At 72.5% G+C, this 14454-nt stretch carries 16 protein-coding genes; 9 read left to right on the top strand and 7 right to left on the bottom strand.

Going from position 1 to position 14454, the window contains the following annotated elements; translation table 11 throughout:
• The first annotated feature begins 22 nt into the window (after positions 1-22).
• Positions 23-766: a hypothetical protein gene (locus ACZ4WQ_RS02130; RefSeq protein WP_311724651.1), complete on the top strand. Its 744-nt coding sequence runs from the start codon at positions 23-25 to the stop codon at positions 764-766.
• Positions 767-808: 42 nt separating this feature from the next.
• Here ACZ4WQ_RS02130 and ACZ4WQ_RS02125 read toward each other — a convergent pair whose 3' ends face one another.
• Genes ACZ4WQ_RS02125 through ACZ4WQ_RS02115 form a run of 3 tightly spaced genes read right to left on the bottom strand, consistent with a single transcriptional unit; the run spans position 809 to position 4656 of the window.
• Positions 809-2587 carry a phosphatidylglycerol lysyltransferase domain-containing protein gene (locus tag ACZ4WQ_RS02125; RefSeq protein WP_311724653.1) on the bottom strand — a complete coding sequence of 593 codons (1779 nt, stop codon included), beginning with the start codon at positions 2585-2587 and terminating at the stop codon, positions 809-811.
• Positions 2588-2630: 43 nt separating this feature from the next.
• Positions 2631-3716, bottom strand: a complete 1086-nt coding sequence (cobT, locus tag ACZ4WQ_RS02120; protein WP_385347945.1) for a nicotinate-nucleotide--dimethylbenzimidazole phosphoribosyltransferase — start codon at positions 3714-3716, stop codon at positions 2631-2633.
• A gap of 49 nt (positions 3717-3765) precedes the next feature.
• Positions 3766-4656 (bottom strand): LysR family transcriptional regulator, encoded by an 891-nt coding sequence (locus ACZ4WQ_RS02115; RefSeq protein ID WP_311724655.1) that lies wholly within the window; start codon positions 4654-4656, stop codon positions 3766-3768.
• A gap of 80 nt (positions 4657-4736) precedes the next feature.
• Between ACZ4WQ_RS02115 and ACZ4WQ_RS02110 the strand changes: the two genes are divergently transcribed.
• Together ACZ4WQ_RS02110 and ACZ4WQ_RS02105 are read left to right on the top strand one after the other, a co-directional pair.
• Positions 4737-5645: an EamA family transporter gene (locus tag ACZ4WQ_RS02110; RefSeq protein ID WP_385347905.1), complete on the top strand. Its 909-nt coding sequence runs from the start codon at positions 4737-4739 to the stop codon at positions 5643-5645.
• The gene (locus ACZ4WQ_RS02105) at positions 5642-6274 is read left to right on the top strand and encodes an NAD(P)-dependent oxidoreductase (RefSeq protein ID WP_398370071.1); all 633 of its coding nucleotides are present in this window, start codon (positions 5642-5644) and stop codon (positions 6272-6274) included. Before ACZ4WQ_RS02110 ends, ACZ4WQ_RS02105 begins: the two co-directional genes overlap by 4 nt.
• A gap of 12 nt (positions 6275-6286) precedes the next feature.
• On the opposite strand, the gene ACZ4WQ_RS02100 is transcribed toward ACZ4WQ_RS02105, so the two are convergent.
• Positions 6287-7486, bottom strand: a complete 1200-nt coding sequence (locus ACZ4WQ_RS02100; protein WP_311724658.1) for a bifunctional adenosylcobinamide kinase/adenosylcobinamide-phosphate guanylyltransferase — start codon at positions 7484-7486, stop codon at positions 6287-6289.
• A gap of 118 nt (positions 7487-7604) precedes the next feature.
• On the opposite strand from ACZ4WQ_RS02100, the gene ACZ4WQ_RS02095 reads away from it, so the two are divergent.
• Entirely contained in the window at positions 7605-7808 is a 204-nt protein-coding gene (locus tag ACZ4WQ_RS02095; RefSeq protein ID WP_311724659.1) for a hypothetical protein, read from the top strand.
• Positions 7809-7834: 26 nt separating this feature from the next.
• Here ACZ4WQ_RS02095 and ACZ4WQ_RS02090 read toward each other — a convergent pair whose 3' ends face one another.
• Positions 7835-8569, bottom strand: coding sequence for a class I SAM-dependent methyltransferase (locus ACZ4WQ_RS02090; protein WP_311724660.1), 735 nt, complete (start codon positions 8567-8569; stop codon positions 7835-7837).
• A 53-nt stretch (positions 8570-8622) separates the two neighbouring features.
• Positions 8623-9219, bottom strand: coding sequence for a DUF3043 domain-containing protein (locus ACZ4WQ_RS02085; RefSeq protein ID WP_311724661.1), 597 nt, complete (start codon positions 9217-9219; stop codon positions 8623-8625).
• A gap of 254 nt (positions 9220-9473) precedes the next feature.
• Between ACZ4WQ_RS02085 and ACZ4WQ_RS02080 the strand changes: the two genes are divergently transcribed.
• The 4 genes from ACZ4WQ_RS02080 to ACZ4WQ_RS02065 are packed head-to-tail and all read left to right on the top strand — an operon-like array spanning position 9474 to position 12540.
• Positions 9474-10241 (top strand): PspA/IM30 family protein, encoded by a 768-nt coding sequence (locus tag ACZ4WQ_RS02080; protein ID WP_311724662.1) that lies wholly within the window; start codon positions 9474-9476, stop codon positions 10239-10241.
• A gap of 27 nt (positions 10242-10268) precedes the next feature.
• Positions 10269-10547, top strand: coding sequence for a PspA-associated protein PspAA (gene pspAA, locus ACZ4WQ_RS02075; RefSeq protein WP_385347917.1), 279 nt, complete (start codon positions 10269-10271; stop codon positions 10545-10547).
• A gap of 29 nt (positions 10548-10576) precedes the next feature.
• Complete coding sequence (locus tag ACZ4WQ_RS02070) at positions 10577-11863, top strand: sensor histidine kinase (protein ID WP_398370076.1); 1287 nt, start codon at positions 10577-10579, stop codon at positions 11861-11863.
• The gene (locus ACZ4WQ_RS02065; protein ID WP_352131716.1) at positions 11860-12540 is read left to right on the top strand and encodes a response regulator transcription factor; all 681 of its coding nucleotides are present in this window, start codon (positions 11860-11862) and stop codon (positions 12538-12540) included. The genes ACZ4WQ_RS02070 and ACZ4WQ_RS02065 overlap by 4 nt, the downstream gene beginning before the upstream one ends.
• A gap of 90 nt (positions 12541-12630) precedes the next feature.
• Here the strand turns inward: ACZ4WQ_RS02065 and nadA are convergent, their stop codons facing one another.
• A complete protein-coding gene (nadA, locus tag ACZ4WQ_RS02060) occupies positions 12631-13821 on the bottom strand; it encodes a quinolinate synthase NadA (protein ID WP_358848918.1) in 1191 nt (396 codons plus the stop codon).
• A 236-nt stretch (positions 13822-14057) separates the two neighbouring features.
• Here nadA and ACZ4WQ_RS02055 point away from each other — a divergent pair, with 236 nt between their 5' ends.
• Positions 14058-14411, top strand: coding sequence for a HesB/IscA family protein (locus ACZ4WQ_RS02055; protein ID WP_311724667.1), 354 nt, complete (start codon positions 14058-14060; stop codon positions 14409-14411).
• The last annotated feature ends 43 nt before the right edge of the window (positions 14412-14454 follow it).

Raw genomic sequence — 14454 nt, 5'->3', positions numbered from 1 at the left:
CTATCGCGCACCCTGAGACGCCATGGGGTATTGGTGGTATCGGAACATCGTCGAACCGGGCAAGCTGCCGCTGCTCCTCGCCCTGGCCTCGTTCATCCTCTCGTTCGCGATCACGCGCACCATCACCCGGCTCATCAGGGCCGGCAAGGGGCCGTTCCGCAATATCGCCCCCGGCGGGCTGCACATCCACCACGTCGTCCCCGGCGTCGTGCTCACCGTCCTCGGCGGCTTCGCCGCGATCGCCGGCGCGCAGGCCGGCTTCTGGGAGTACGTCGCGGCGGTGGTGTTCGGGGTGGGCGCGGGGCTGGTGCTCGACGAGTTCGCGCTGATCCTGCATCTGCACGACGTGTACTGGACCGAGCAGGGCCGGCAGAGCGTCGAGGTCGTCGTCATCACCGCGGCGCTGGTCGGCCTGGTGCTGGGCGGCTTTGTGCCGTTCGGGGTGAACGAGGTGTCAGCCGCCGAGCGCCACGACCGCGGCGCGGTGATCGTGAACGTCTGCGTCAACTTCCTGTTCGCCCTGTTCGCGCTGGCCAAGGGCAAGCCGCGGACCGCGGTGATCGGAGTGCTGGTGCCGGTGCTGGCGCTCGTCGGCGCGGTCCGGCTGGCCCGGCCGGGGTCGCCCTGGGCACGGCGCTTCTACCGCCGCAGGCCACGGACGCGGCGGCGGGCGCTGAACCGCGCGGAGCGGCACGACACCCGCTGGAGAGGGGTGCGGCGGCGGTTGCAGGACTGGATCGGGGGGTTCTCCGAGACGGGGTCCTGACGGGCAAGGGTGCGGCGGTCTCCGCGGTTCGGGGTCTCGCGGCTATCGGCGCGCCGCGGTCGTCTCCAGGTGCTTGCGGTTCAGCCACTTGGGCAGCCCCGGCGCCTCCAGGAAACCCTCGGCCCGCGCCGCGGCGATGCCGATCCGCGGCAGGTCCGTGCTCTTCTCGAAGAGCAGATAGCGGGGCTCCCAGATCGGCCGGTACTTGGCGTTGGCGCGGTAGAGCGACTCGATCTGCCACCAGCGGGAGAAGAAGCTGAGCAGCGAGCGCCACAGCCGCAGGACCGGCCCGGCGCCCAGCCTGGACCCGCGCTCGAAGACGGACCGGAACACCGCGAAGTTCAGCGAGATCTGGTCGGCGCCGACCTCCTTCGCCCGCTGGATCAGCTCCAGCACCATGAACTCCATCAGCCCGTTGTCCGAGTCCCGGTCGCGCCGCATCAGGTCCAGGGAGAGCCCGTGCGAGCCCCAGGGCGCGAAGCTCAGCATCGCGCGCGGCCTGCCGTCGCGGTCCGCGCAGTCCAGCAGCACACAGCGGCCGTCGGAGGGGTCGCCGAGCCGGCCGAGCGCCATGGAGAAGCCGCGCTCCGTCTCGCCGTCCCGCCAGTCGTCGGCGAGTCGCAGCAGCTCGGCCATCTCCTCCTCGGGGATGTCCTCGTGGTAGCGGATGCGCACCGTGTAGCCCGCGCGCTTGACCCGGTTGTAGGCCTGGCGCACGGTGCGCATCGCGCGCCCCTCCAGCGTGAACTCCTCGGTGTCGACGATCGCCTCGTCGCCGAGTTCGAGCGCGTCCAGGCCGTGCCGCGCGTACACCGTGCCGCCCTCCTCGCTCGCGCCGATCACGGCCGGGGTCCAGCCGTGCTCGCGGGCCTCGGCCAGCCACCGCTCGATCGCGCCGGGCCAGGCCTCCGGGTCCCCGATGGGGTCGCCGGCGGCCAGCGCCACGCCGCTCACCACCCGGTAGGTCACGGCGGATTTACCGGTCGGCGACCAGATGACGCTCTTGTCGTGGCGCAGCGCGAAGTAGCCGAGCGAGTCGCGGTCGCCGTGCTGCTCCAGCAGCGCGCGCAGCCCGCGTTCGTCCTCCGCGGAGATCGGGTCGACGACGCGGCGGGAGCGGAAGGCGGCGTACAGCACGAGCAGCAGCAGCCCCGTGCTCATGATGTTGATGGCCACATTCGCCCAGCCCGGGGTCTCGATGCCCTCGAAGCGGCCTTCCAGGGCCGCGAGCGAGATCAGGCGCAGCACGCCGTAGTGCCAGCGGTCCAGGAACGAGGAGCGGTAGTCGTCGGGCGCGGTGTTGGTGACGGTCACCAGCGCGGCCGCCAGCAGCGAGCCGATCAGCAGCCCGCCGACGGCGACGGCGGCCGCGAGCTTCGGGTTCGAGCGGTCGCCCTTGGCGTAGAACTCGCGGCGCCCGACGAGCAGCGCGACCACGAAGACGGCGGTGAGGCCCAGCGAGACCCAGTTCTGCGGGTGCTGGGCGACGGGCCGCTGGGTCAGCGCGAGGGCCAGCAGGGGGACGGTCAGCCCGCCGAGCACGAGGTTCAGGATCCAGGCCGCGCGCTTGCGGCGGCGCATGGTGATCGCCAGGAACATCGAGAACGCGCCGGAGAAGAAGCCCGCGGTGAGGAGGTACGGGGTGAAGTACTCGTCGACGTTGTGGCGCCTGATGTCGTTGCCGAAGGACACCCACACCGCGCCGAGGAAGTTCAGCGCGGTGACGGCGCGCAGATACCAGACGGTGAAGGCGGCGGAGCGACGCGGCCAGGGGCGGCCGCGGTGGGCGTCCTCTGTGGACTTCGAACGGACCTCTCCCATGTCGTGAGCATATGGGCAGAGGGGATGAAAGGGGGTGGGCGGGTCAGGTTATGTCGTCGGTGGCCGAGGAGGTCTCCTCGTCGGGTGCCGCGTCGGTCCGCTCGGGCAGCTCCGCCGCGAGCGCCGCGGCCGCCTGGACGAGCGGCAGGGCGAGCAGCGCCCCCGTGCCCTCGCCGAGGGTGACGCCGTGGTCGAGCAGCGGGGTGAGCGCGATCCGGTCGAGCGCCTTCTCCTGCGCCGGCTCACCGCTGTTCTGCCCGGCGAGCCACCAGTCGGGCGCGCGGAACGCCACGCGCTGCGCGACGAGCGCGGCCGCCGCGGAGACGACTCCGTCGAGGATGACCGGGGTGTGGCGGACGGCGCTCTGGAGCAGGAAGCCCGTCATCGCGGCGAGGTCGGCGCCGCCGCAGGTCGCGAGCAGCTGGAGCTGGTCGCCGAGGACCGGGCGGGCGCGGCGCAGACCATCGCGGATGGCCGCGCACTTGCGCATCCAGGCGAGGTCGTCGATGCCCGCGCCGCCGCGGCCGGTGACCACGGAGGCGTCGGTGCCGCAGAGCGCGGCGATCAGGGTGCCGGCGGCGGTGGTGCCGCCGACGCTCACATCGCCGAGGACGACGATGTCGGTGCCCGCGTCGGCCTCTTCGTCGGCGATAGCCATGCCCGCGCGGAAGGCCTGCTCGGCCTCCTCGAGGGTCAGCGCGTCCTCGATGTCCAGGCGGCCGGAGCCGCGGCGGACGCGGTGGCGGGTGATCTCCTTGGGCAGCTCGTCGGGGTCGCAGTCCAGGGACATGTCGACGACGCGCAGGGGTACGCCGTAGCGGCGGGCCAGGATGGCCACGGCGCTCTCGCCGTCGAGTACGGCGCGCACGAGCCGGTCGGCGGTGCCGGCGGGCCGGGCTGACACCTCCAGCTCGGCGACGCCGTGGTCGCCGGCGAAGAGCACGACGCGCGGCCGCTCGATGGGCTTGACCGGCACCCGCTGCTGGGCGGCGGCCAGCCACTCACCCAGCTCGTCCAGGCGCCCCAGCGCCCCGGGGGGCGCCGCCAGCCGCTCCCGGCGCTCCTCGGCATCGCGCCGGACACCGCCGTCGGGACGCTCGATCAGGTCGACGAAGTCATCGAGATTCAGACCGCTCACGGGCGGAACCCTACCCGGCGCGGCGGCCCCGTGGTTCGGTTCATGTGTCCTCTCGATCTTCCGTCGCGATGTCGAGAATGCCGAGGAACGCGGTTGCCGCCGGTGTGCGGCCGGAGTGGCTCCAGATGACGTACTCGACGCGGTCCGGAGCGTCGGTGACCTCGATGGTGGTGACGCCGCTGAGCTGAGGCGCGTACGCGGCGGGGAGCATGGCCACGGCGAGGCCAGGCCCGACGAGCCGGGCGATGTAGTCGGCGGCGGTCACCTCGAAGGCGACGTCACGGACGAGGCCGGCGGCGGAGAAGGCCTGGTCGGTCTGGGCCCGTCCGGCCGTTCCGGCGGGCAGGTCCACGAACACCTCCGAGGAGAGCCGGCGAAGGTCGACGGCCGGTTCGGCGGCGAGCGGATGGTCCGGCGCGACCACCGCGATGAGCCGGCCGCGGGCGAGTTCGTGGGCGGCGACGCCCTGGGGCCGCGCCGTGGTCGGCAGCCCGAGGAACGCCACGTCGATGGACCCTTGCCTGACCTGCTCGACCAGGTCGTCGCTCGCGCCCACCCGCAGGTTGATGCGCACCTGCGGGTACCGGCCGCGGAAGTCGCGCAGCGCCTCCGGGATGTCGGCCGCGGTGACGGTGGGGATCAGGCCCACGGCGAGCCGCCCGCGTACCTCGCCGACTGCCGCGGCGACCTCGGCGGCCGCGCGTTCGGCGGCGCCCAGACACTGGCGGGCGGCGGGCAGGAACGCCTCACCGGCCGGCGTCAGCCGCACCCGGCGGCTGGTGCGTTCGAAGAGTCTCGCGCCGAGTTCCCGTTCCAGGCGGGCGATTTGGTGGCTGAGGGCGGACTGCACGACCAGGCACCGCTCGGCGGCCCGGGTGAAGCTGTTCGTCTCGGCGACGGCGACGACGTAACGCATCTGCTGGAGCTCCATGGATCCATCTTGAATCGAGATCGATGAAGTGACAAACATGTGTTGGACTCATCGATCGTGCCGCGGTGAGACTGCGAAGCATGACAAGCCGAGACCTGCCCCGCACCGCGCTGACGGCGCTCGCTCCCGCGGTGTGGGGCACGACCTACATCGTCACCACCGAACTCCTTCCGCCGGGACACCCCCTGTTCGCGGGGCTCCTGCGCGCGTTGCCCGCCGGTCTGATCGCGCTGGCGTTCACCCGGACGCTGCCGCGCGGAGCCTGGTGGGGGAAGGCCGCGGCGCTCGGCGTGCTGAACATCGGACTGTTCCTCCCGCTGCTGTTCATCGCGGCCGAGCGGCTGCCGGGAGGCGTCGCCGCCACGTTGTCGGCTGCCCAGCCGCTCATCGTCGCCGTCCTGGCGGTGCCCGTGCTCCACGAGCGCCTCTCCGCCCGGCGCCTGTTCTGGGGTGTGACGGGCGTCGTCGGGGTCGGCCTGGTGGTGATCGGGCCGAACGCGGCGCTCGACACCGTCGGGATCGTCGCCGGCCTCGCCGGCGCGGCCACGATGGCCCTCGGCGTGACGCTCACCAAGCGCTGGGGACGCCCCGAAGGGGTCAGCCCCCTCGCCTTCACCGGCTGGCAACTCACCGCCGGAGGGCTGTTCCTGGCGCCCCTCACCTTCCTCGCCGAGGGAGCGCCTCCCGCGATCGACCTGACCGCCGCCCTCGGCTATCTGTGGCTGGGGCTGGTCGGCGGTCTGCTCACCTTCGTCCTGTGGTTCCAGGGCATCGCCACCCTGCCGGTCACCTCGGTCGCGGTCCTCGGCCTGCTCTCGCCGCTGGTCGCCGCCACGCTCGGCGCCGCCCTGCTCGGTCAGACCCTCGGCCCGGTCCAGCTCGTGGGGTTCGGCCTCGCCCTCGCCGCGATCGTCGCGGGGCAGCTTCCCGCGCCCACTCGCTCAACTGACGCTGTTTCAACACCCGTATCGGAAAGGATCTCTCGATGAAGATCGCTGTTGTCGGAGCCGCGGGCATGGTCGGCTCACGCGTGATCGACGAAGCCGCGCGCCGGGGCCATGACCTCGTCGCGGTGTTCCGGAGCGGACGGCCGGCCGCCCTGCCGGCCGGAGTGACCGCCGTCGAGGGCGACGCGCACGACGTCGGCCGGATGAGCGCACTGTTCGACGGCGCCGACGCGGTCGTGGCCGCGACCCGTCCCGCCCCCGGGCACGAACACACCGCCGTCCCGACCACGACGGCGCTGCTCGACGCGGCCGCGAAGGCCGGGAAGCGTATCCTCGTCGTCGGCGGCGCCGCTCCCCTGCGGCTCCCGGGGAGCCCCGACCGGCTCGTCGTCGACAGCCCGGAGTACGTGCCGGAGCCGTACCGCGCCATCGCCGCCGCCAGCCACGCGCAGCTGGACGCCTGCCGAGCGCACCCGGCCGACTGGGTCTATCTCAGCCCGCCGGCCGTCCTCGAACCCGGACACCGCACCGGAACGTACCGACGCGGCACCACCACGCTCATCGCCACAGCCGACGGCACGTCCCGGATCTCGGCCGAAGACCTCGCCGTGGCGGTCCTCGACGAGCTCGAGAACCCGGGGGAGGACCAACACTTCACGGTTGGTTACTAGGCCCGGCGGGGCTCAGCCGCGGAGGGGGAGGGCCTGGCCGGCCACGATCAGGAGGACCTGTTCGCACTCCGCGGCGAACGCCGCGTTCAGACGGCCGAGTTCATCGCGGAAGCGGCGCCCCGACGCGGTGGCCGGGACCACGCCGGAGCCCACCTCGTTGCTGACCGCCACCACCGTGCGGGTGGTGGCCCGGAGGGCGGCGATCAGGGCGTCGACGCGTTCGTGGAGGGCGCGCCTGCCGCCGTGGGCCCAGGTGTCGTCGTCCCAGGCGCCGACGGAGTCCATCGCGTCGGTGAGCCACAGCGCGAGGCAGTCGATCAGCAGCGGCCCGCCGTCCTGGGCGAGCAGCGGTGGCAGGTCGCAGGTCTCGGTGGTGCGCCAGGAGCCGGGTCGGCGCTCGCGGTGGGCGGCGATGCGCGCGGCCCAGTCGGGGTCGCCGTCGCGGGTGCCGCCGGTGGCCACGTAGAGGACATCAGGGCGCGCCGCGAGCCGCCGTTCGGCCTCCAGGGACTTGCCGGAGCGCGCGCCGCCCAGGACGAGCGTACGGCGCGGCAGGTCCGGCACCGCGTGGTACTCCCCGACGACGACCGTCTCCCCGTCCGGCACGGCCCGTGCGCCCGCGGCCGCGAGCCGGCGGTGCAGCTCGGGGCCGGGCGGGACGGTGTGGTCGAGGTGGACGGCGAGGACGTCCGTGGTCGGGCCGACCGCCCCCGTGGCGCGGAGCTGGGCCAGCGCGCCGGGGCGGCCGAGGACGTCGAGCAGCACCATGTCGTAGGGCTCGGCGGGGCCGTTCAGGCCGGCGAGGGCCGCGCCGGGCGGGAGATAGAGGAGGCGGGTGGAGTCGGGGCCGGTGACCTCGTAGCCGGTGCCGGGGGAGTCCAGGGGGAGGGCGCGTACCCGGTGGCCGCTGATGAGGGCCAACTCGCGGCCGTCCGGGACCCGGCCCGGCGCGGGCAGCCCGGCGGGGAACTCGACGGCCGGGCCCTCGTGGGGGTGCGAGAGGAGCACCTGCACGACGCCGGTCAGGGAGTATCCGGCGCGCGCGGCGGCGAAGGCCGCGCCCGGGGTGAGGTCGAGCAGCAGCGCGCCGTCGATCAGCAGTGCGGTCGCGGCCCGCGCCTCGTCGCCCACGGCGGCGGCGCAGGCCGCGCAGGGGCAGCCGTGGCGGGGCAGTCCGTCGGGGGCGCCGGTGCCCAGGAGAGTGAGTTCCACGCCCTGATCGTCTCGCGCCCTGATGCGGCGGGCGCGCTCAGGTCACCCCGTCGGGAGTGATCAGTCCCCTAGTCTGCGGGGCAGACATGATGTGACCGGCGGGATGGAGGAGGCGGACATGGTGTGGACATGGCGGTTCGAGAAGTCCGACGGTACGGAGACGAAGCCCGCGGTGCAGCCCGATGAGTTCACGACACAGGGGGACGCGGAGTCGTGGATCGGGGAGGAGTGGAGAGCCCTGCTGGAGGGAGGGGCGGAGCAGGTGACCCTGTTCGAGGACGAGTCCAAGATCTACGGGCCGATGAGTCTGCGGGCCGAGTAGGGGTGAGGTGAGGGTGCGCGGCTGACTCAGCCGCGCACCCCGCACAGGTGGAGGAGCGCGGCGACCGCGCGGTAGGGGTCGGTACGGCCGGCCCGGTCCTCCGCGGCGAGCAGCCGGTCCCAGTCGTCCGGGGCCGGGGCCGGGGCGTCGTCGGAAGCCAGGTCGGTGAAGACCCGCACGCCGTACCAGGTGTGCAGCGGTGCGCCGATCGCGGTGAGCGTGGTGGTCAGCGTCTCGCGCCGGTCGGCGCGGGCGGACAGGCCGATGCGGTTGGTGTAGACGGGGGAGTCGAACGCGGCGAGCGCGGTGTCCCAGTCCCCGGAGAGCCCCGGCCGCAGCGCCAGCGCGTCGGCGTTGCGCACTACGAGCGAGAGCAGGCCGCCGGGCGCCAGGACCCGGGCCAGGGCGGCGAGCATCGGGTCTGGCTCGGGCACGTACATCAGCACGCCGTGACACAGGACGACATCGAAGGCGCCCGGCAGGAAGTGCGCGCCGGTGTCGCGGCCGTCGCCCTCGATGAGGCGCACTCGCTCCTGGATGCCCGCGGGCTCCTTCGACAGGGCATCGCGGACCGCGTCCAGCATCGCCGGGTCGGACTCGAGCCCGGTGATCTCGTGGCCCGCCCGGGCCAGCCGCAGGGCCTGGGTGCCCTGGCCGAGGCCGACGTCGAGCACGCGCAGCCGGCGGCCCACCGGGAAGTGGGCCGCGAGCCGCTCGTCGAGCTGACGGGCGACCAGCGCCTGCCGGACGGTGTTCCGCAAGCCCCCGAGGCCGCTCAGCCAGCTGTCGGCCCCGCCGGTGAAACCGGACCCGCTCAGGGCCGCTGTCCGCGCTTGACCTGCGGCTTGGGCAGCCGGAGTCGGCGCATCTGGAGCGTGCGCATCAGCGCGTAGGGCACCGCGCCGCGCAGACTCTCATCCGGGAACCGCTTGCGCAGCTGACGCTTCAGCTGGAAGGAGAGGACGATCGAGTTGACGACGATCAGGAGGATGACCAGCATCCAGAGCAGCAGCACATAGGTCTGCATGGCACCGGCCTGGATCATGCTGAGCACCAGGATCACCACGGCCAGCGGCAGGAAGAACTCCGCGACGTGGAAGCGGGAGTCCACGTAGTCGCGGATGAAGCGCCGCACCGGACCCTTGTCACGGGCCGGAAGATAGCGCTCGTCGCCACCGGCCAGCGCCTCGCGCTGGCGCGCCAGGTCGGCTCGGCGGGACTCGCGCTGGCGCCGCGAGGCGTCCTTGCGGCTCATCTGCGAGTTCGCCAGGCTGCGGCGCTGCGACTGGGCCTCGCTGCGCTTGGGAGTCGGGCGGCCCTTGGGAGCCTGCGGGTCACGGGTCTGCTGCGGCTGGTCCGCGATCACCTTGGCGGTGGCGGCCTGCTCGTCCTTTGAACGGCTACGGAACACAAAGCCCAAGGGTACGGGTTTGCGGGTGTGGGCCCCAGCCCCAGGGGGAACGATCCGGCAACGGCGGTCCACTCCTCCCACTCCTCCTTGCGCCGGAGGCGCCGGGGGAGTCGATCGTCCTGGAGGAGGAGCGCGAGCGGGTCGGAACAGTGCGGTAATGGATGCAGGGCCCGTAGGCTGGGTCTGTTGGATGTGCTGGAGCCGGTAGTCCGTAGTCCGTCAGAAGGGGGCGCGCGAGGCCCATGAGCGGTGTCATGAAGCGTATGGGGATGATCTTCCGCGCGAAGGCCAACAAGGCCCTGGACCGGGCCGAGGACCCGCGCGAGACCCTTGACTACTCGTACCAGAAGCAGCTGGAGCTGCTTCAGAAGGTGCGGCGCGGCGTCGCCGACGTGGCCACGTCCCGCAAGCGCCTGGAGCTCCAGCTCAACCAGTTGCAGGGGCAGTCCGCCAAGCTCCAGGACCAGGGGCGCAAGGCGCTCGCGCTGGGCCGCGAGGACCTGGCGCGCGAGGCGCTCTCCCGCCGTGCCGCGCTCCAGCAGCAGGTCACCGACCTGGAGACCCAGCACCAGACGCTCCAGGGCGAGGAGGAGAAGCTGACGCTCGCCGCGCAGCGGCTCCAGGCCAAGGTGGACGCCTTCCGTACGAAGAAGGAGACCATCAAGGCCACCTACACCGCGGCCCAGGCGCAGACCCGGATCGGCGAGGCGTTCTCCGGCATCTCCGAGGAGATGGGCGACGTCGGCATGGCGATCCAGCGTGCCGAGGACAAGACGGCGCAGCTTCAGGCCCGGGCCGGCGCCCTCGACGAGCTGCTGGCATCCGGCGCGCTCGACGACCCCTCCGGCATGGCGAAGGACGACATCGCCGCGGAGCTGGACCGGATCTCCGGCGGCTCGGACGTGGAGCTGGAGCTTCAGCGGATGAAGGCCGAGCTGGCGGGCGGCGCCCCGCAGCAGGCCATCGAGAGCGGGGAGAAGAAGCAGGAGCAGGAGCAGCCCCGCCACAATCTGGACAAGTAAGTCCACCCGGCCCCGAAGGAGGTCGTCATGATCGTACGGATCATGGGGGAGGGGCAGGTGCGGGTGGACGACGGCCACCTGACCGAGCTGAACAAGCTCGACGACGAGCTGCTCGCCGAGGTGCAGAGCGGCGACGAGGACGGCTTCCGGCGTACGCTCGCCGCGCTGCTGGGCTCGGTGCGCTCGCTGGGCGAGCCGCTGCCCGATGACGCGCTGGAGCCGTCGGAGCTGATCCTGCCGGCCTCCGACGCGACGCTCCTGGAGGTCCAGGCCATGCTCAGGGACGACGGCCTCATCCCGGGCTGAGGCCGGCCCGCGGGGTGCAGCGCTTACCGTTGGGTGTCGTGACTCCCCTCGCCGTCGGGCCGGGTCTGGCCCGCCCGTACCGCTGGCTGTGCGCGCACCCGCACGCTCTGGACACGCTGCTGGCCGTGTTCACCTTCGCGCTGATCCTGATCGGCGCGGCGGCCAGCCCGCACACCGGACGCCATCCGATCGGCCCGCTGTTCGTGCTGCTGGCCGCGCTGGCCGGCGCCGCGCTGGTGCTGCGCCGACGGTTCCCGATCGGCGTCCTCGGCTTCACCGGCGCGATCACCATGGTGGAGATCGTCACCTCCCAGGACGGGCCGCCCCGCACCTCGATCGTCTTCGGCGCCGTGGTGGCCCTGTGCACCGTCGCCGCCGGCACCGACCGGCCCACCACGCTGCGGGTCGGCCTCGCCACCGTCGCCCTGCTCACCGGGGCCGCGATGCTCTTCGGGGTGCACCCCTGGTACGCCCAGGAGAACTTCGCCGTCCTCGCCTGGACCGGTCTCGCCGCCGCGGCCGGTGACGCGGTGCGCAGCCGCCGCGCCTATATCGCGGCCATCGAGGAGCGGGCGGTGCGGGCCGAGCGGACCCGCGAGGAGGAGGCCCGCCGCCGGGTCGCCGAGGAGCGGCTGCGCATCGCCCGTGAGCTGCACGATGTGGTCGCCCACCACATCGCGCTGGTCAACGTCCAGGCCGGGGTCGCGTCCCACGTGATGGACAGCCGCCCGGACCAGGCCAAGCAGGCGCTCGCGCATGTACGGGAGGCCAGCCGCTCGGCGCTGGACGAGCTGCGCGCCACCGTCGGGCTGCTGCGGCAGTACGGCGACCCGGCCGCGCCCACCGAGCCGGCCCCCGGGCTGGCGGTGCTGGACCAGCTCGTCGAGGGGTTCGTCCGGGCCGGGCTGCGGGTGGAGGTGGAGGCGGTGTCCCGGGACGGGCTCGGCCCGCTCGCGGCCTCCGCGGACCTCACCGCGTACCGGATCGTCCAGGAGGCCCTGACCAATGTGCACAAGCACGCCGGGCCGGACGCCAAGGCGCAGGTCCGGATCGTGCGCACCTCGGCCGTGCTGCTGATCACCGTCGACGACGACGGTCCCTGCGCCGAGGAGCTGCCCGCGGCGGAGGAGCCCGGCGGCGGACACGGGCTGATCGGGATGCGGGAGCGGGTCGCCGCGCTGGGCGGCAGCTGCGAGGCGGGACCCCGGCCGCAGGGCGGCTTCCGGGTCCGGGCGAGACTGCCCTTGCAGGCGCGGACGGGGGAGTCGCGTCAACGAGGCGGAGTACGGGGAACAGGGGGCGAAGGGGTCTCATGACGATCAAGGTGCTGCTGGCCGACGACCAGGCGCTGCTGCGCAGCGCGTTCCGGGTGCTGGTGGACTCCGAGCCGGATATGGAGGTGGTCGGCGAGGCATCGGACGGCGCGGAGGCCGTGGAGATCGCCCGCGACCGCGGCGCCGATGTGGTGCTGATGGACATCCGGATGCCCGGCACGGACGGGCTGACCGCCACCCGCATGATCAGCGAGGACCCGCGGCTCGAGGACGTCCGGGTGGTGATGCTGACGACCTTCGAGGTGGACGAGTACGTCGTGGAGTCGCTGCGGGCGGGTGCGAGCGGCTTTCTGGGCAAGGGCGCCGAGCCCGATGAGCTGCTGGCCGCGATCCGGATCGCGGCGGCGGGGGAGGCGCTGCTGTCCCCGGCCGCCACCAAGGGGCTGATCGCCAAGTTCCTGGCGCAGAGCGGCTCGCGGGACGGGGAGGCGGGCGCGTATGACGCGGCGCGGCTGGACGCGCTGACCGGGCGGGAGCGGGAGGTGCTGGTGCAGGTCGCGGGCGGGCTGTCCAACGACGAGATCGCGGCACGGCTCGAGGTCAGCCCGCTCACGGTCAAGACGCATGTGAACCGCGCGATGGCCAAGCTCGGCGCCCGCGACCGGGCCCAGCTGGTGGTGATCTCGTACGAGACGGGGCTGGTGCGGCCCCGGGCGTGAGCCTCGACGAGGGACAGCCTCGACGAGGGACAAGGGACAACGGACAAGGGCCCGGGGCTTGTCACCCCGGGCCCTTGTGCCTTGTGCGCACTACGGCAGCGCGAGCATGCGCTCCAGGGCGAGCTTGGCGTAGGCCTCGGTCTCCTTGTCGACCTGGATTCGGTTGACGACCTTGCCGGCCGCCAGCGACTCCAGGGACCAGACCAGGTGCGGCAGGTCGATCCGGTTCATGGTGGAGCAGAAGCACACCGTGCGGTCGAGGAAGACGATCTCCTTGTCCTCACTGGCGAAACGATTCGCCAGTCGTCGGACAAGGTTCAGCTCGGTGCCGATCGCCCACTTCGACCCGGCCGGCGCGGCCTCCAGGGTCTTGATGATGTGCTCGGTCGAGCCCACGTGGTCGGCGGCCGCCACGACCTCGTGCTTGCACTCGGGGTGCACCAGGACATTGACGCCCGGGACGCGCTCGCGGACCTCGTTGACCGAGTCCAGCGAGAAGCGGCCGTGCACCGAGCAGTGGCCGCGCCACAGGATCATCTTGGCGGCGCGCAGCTCGTCGGCGGTCAGGCCGCCGTTCGGCTTGTGCGGGTTGTAGACCACGCAGTCGTCGAGGGACAGGCCCATCTCGCGCACCGCGGTGTTGCGCCCCAGGTGCTGATCGGGCAGGAACAGCACTTTGTTCTGCCGGGGCTCCCCCTGCTCGAAGGCCCAGTCCAGCGCCCGCTTCGCGTTGGAGGAGGTGCAGATGGTGCCGCCGTGCCTGCCGGTGAACGCCTTGATGTCGGCGGAGGAGTTCATATACGAGACGGGCACCGTGGCGCCCGCGACCCCGGCCTCGGTCAGCACGTCCCAGCACTCGGCGACCTGCTCGGCGGTGGCCATGTCGGCCATCGAGCAGCCCGCCGCGAGGTCGGGGAGGATGACCTGCTGGCTGTCGCCGGTGAGGATGTCGGCGGACTCCGCCATGAAGTGGACACCACAGAAGACGATGTACTCGGCGTCCGGCCGGGCGGCCGCGTCGCGGGCCAGCTTGAAGGAGTCCCCGGTGACATCGGCGAACTCGATGACCTCATCGCGCTGGTAGTGGTGGCCCAGCACGAACACCCGGTCGCCGAGCTCGGCCTTGGCCGCGCGGGCGCGCGCCACCAGGTCCGGGTCGGAGGGCGCGGGCAGGTCGCCGGGGCACTCCACACCGCGCTCGCTCCTGGGGTCGGCCTCCCGGCCGAGGAGGAGCAGGGCCAGCGGTGTCGGCTGGACGTCGAGGGGCTGGGCGGTGGTCACGTCACGCACCCTTCTTTCTTCACGGGGACCCTTAATCGTCAAAATGACGCTATCTATCATATCCGCTTCATGTCACTTTGACGATGGCCATCGCGTCGATGTGACGCATTCCGGAGCGCCGCCCGCGTGTGCGAGCATGAACAGCGCGGGAGAAAAGCGCCCACCCCCGGAATGAATCCGGGACGCCGTTGGTTGAGCCGACGGCAAGCAGTCCGTACGACCCGGGAGAGAAGCAGATGACCGTTCAGGACGAGACCACCGCGAGCGAGGGCATCATCCTGTCCGACGCCGCCGCGTCGAAGGTCAAGGGCCTGCTGGAGCAGGAGGGCCGCGATGATCTCGCGCTGCGCGTCGCCGTCCAGCCCGGCGGCTGCTCCGGCCTGCGCTACCAGCTCTTCTTCGACGAGCGCTCCCTCGACGGCGATGTCGTCAAGGACTTCGGCGGGGTCAAGGTCGTGACCGACCGCATGAGCGCCCCGTATCTGAACGGCGCCTCGATCGACTTCGTCGACACCATCGAGAAGCAGGGCTTCACCATCGACAACCCGAACGCCACGGGCTCCTGCGCCTGCGGCGACTCCTTCAGCTGAGCTGCCTTTTCGGGAGCGGCGAACAGACGCCGAAGGGGCGGCC

This window comes from Streptomyces sp. NPDC028305, assembly GCF_055569495.1.
This window is presented reverse-complemented; position numbering and strand designations above follow the sequence as displayed.

Coding starts and splice junctions, on each gene's coding strand:
- ACZ4WQ_RS02130 (WP_311724651.1), top strand. CDS start 23: ATGGGGTATTGGTGGTATCGGAACATCGTCGAACCGGGCAAGCTGCCG.
- ACZ4WQ_RS02125 (WP_311724653.1), bottom strand. CDS start 2,587: ATGGGAGAGGTCCGTTCGAAGTCCACAGAGGACGCCCACCGCGGCCGC.
- ACZ4WQ_RS02115 (WP_311724655.1), bottom strand. CDS start 4,656: ATGGAGCTCCAGCAGATGCGTTACGTCGTCGCCGTCGCCGAGACGAAC.
- ACZ4WQ_RS02110 (WP_385347905.1), top strand. CDS start 4,737: ATGACAAGCCGAGACCTGCCCCGCACCGCGCTGACGGCGCTCGCTCCC.
- ACZ4WQ_RS02105 (WP_398370071.1), top strand. CDS start 5,642: ATGAAGATCGCTGTTGTCGGAGCCGCGGGCATGGTCGGCTCACGCGTG.
- ACZ4WQ_RS02095 (WP_311724659.1), top strand. CDS start 7,605: ATGGTGTGGACATGGCGGTTCGAGAAGTCCGACGGTACGGAGACGAAG.
- ACZ4WQ_RS02080 (WP_311724662.1), top strand. CDS start 9,474: ATGAAGCGTATGGGGATGATCTTCCGCGCGAAGGCCAACAAGGCCCTG.
- pspAA (WP_385347917.1), top strand. CDS start 10,269: ATGATCGTACGGATCATGGGGGAGGGGCAGGTGCGGGTGGACGACGGC.
- ACZ4WQ_RS02065 (WP_352131716.1), top strand. CDS start 11,860: ATGACGATCAAGGTGCTGCTGGCCGACGACCAGGCGCTGCTGCGCAGC.
- ACZ4WQ_RS02055 (WP_311724667.1), top strand. CDS start 14,058: ATGACCGTTCAGGACGAGACCACCGCGAGCGAGGGCATCATCCTGTCC.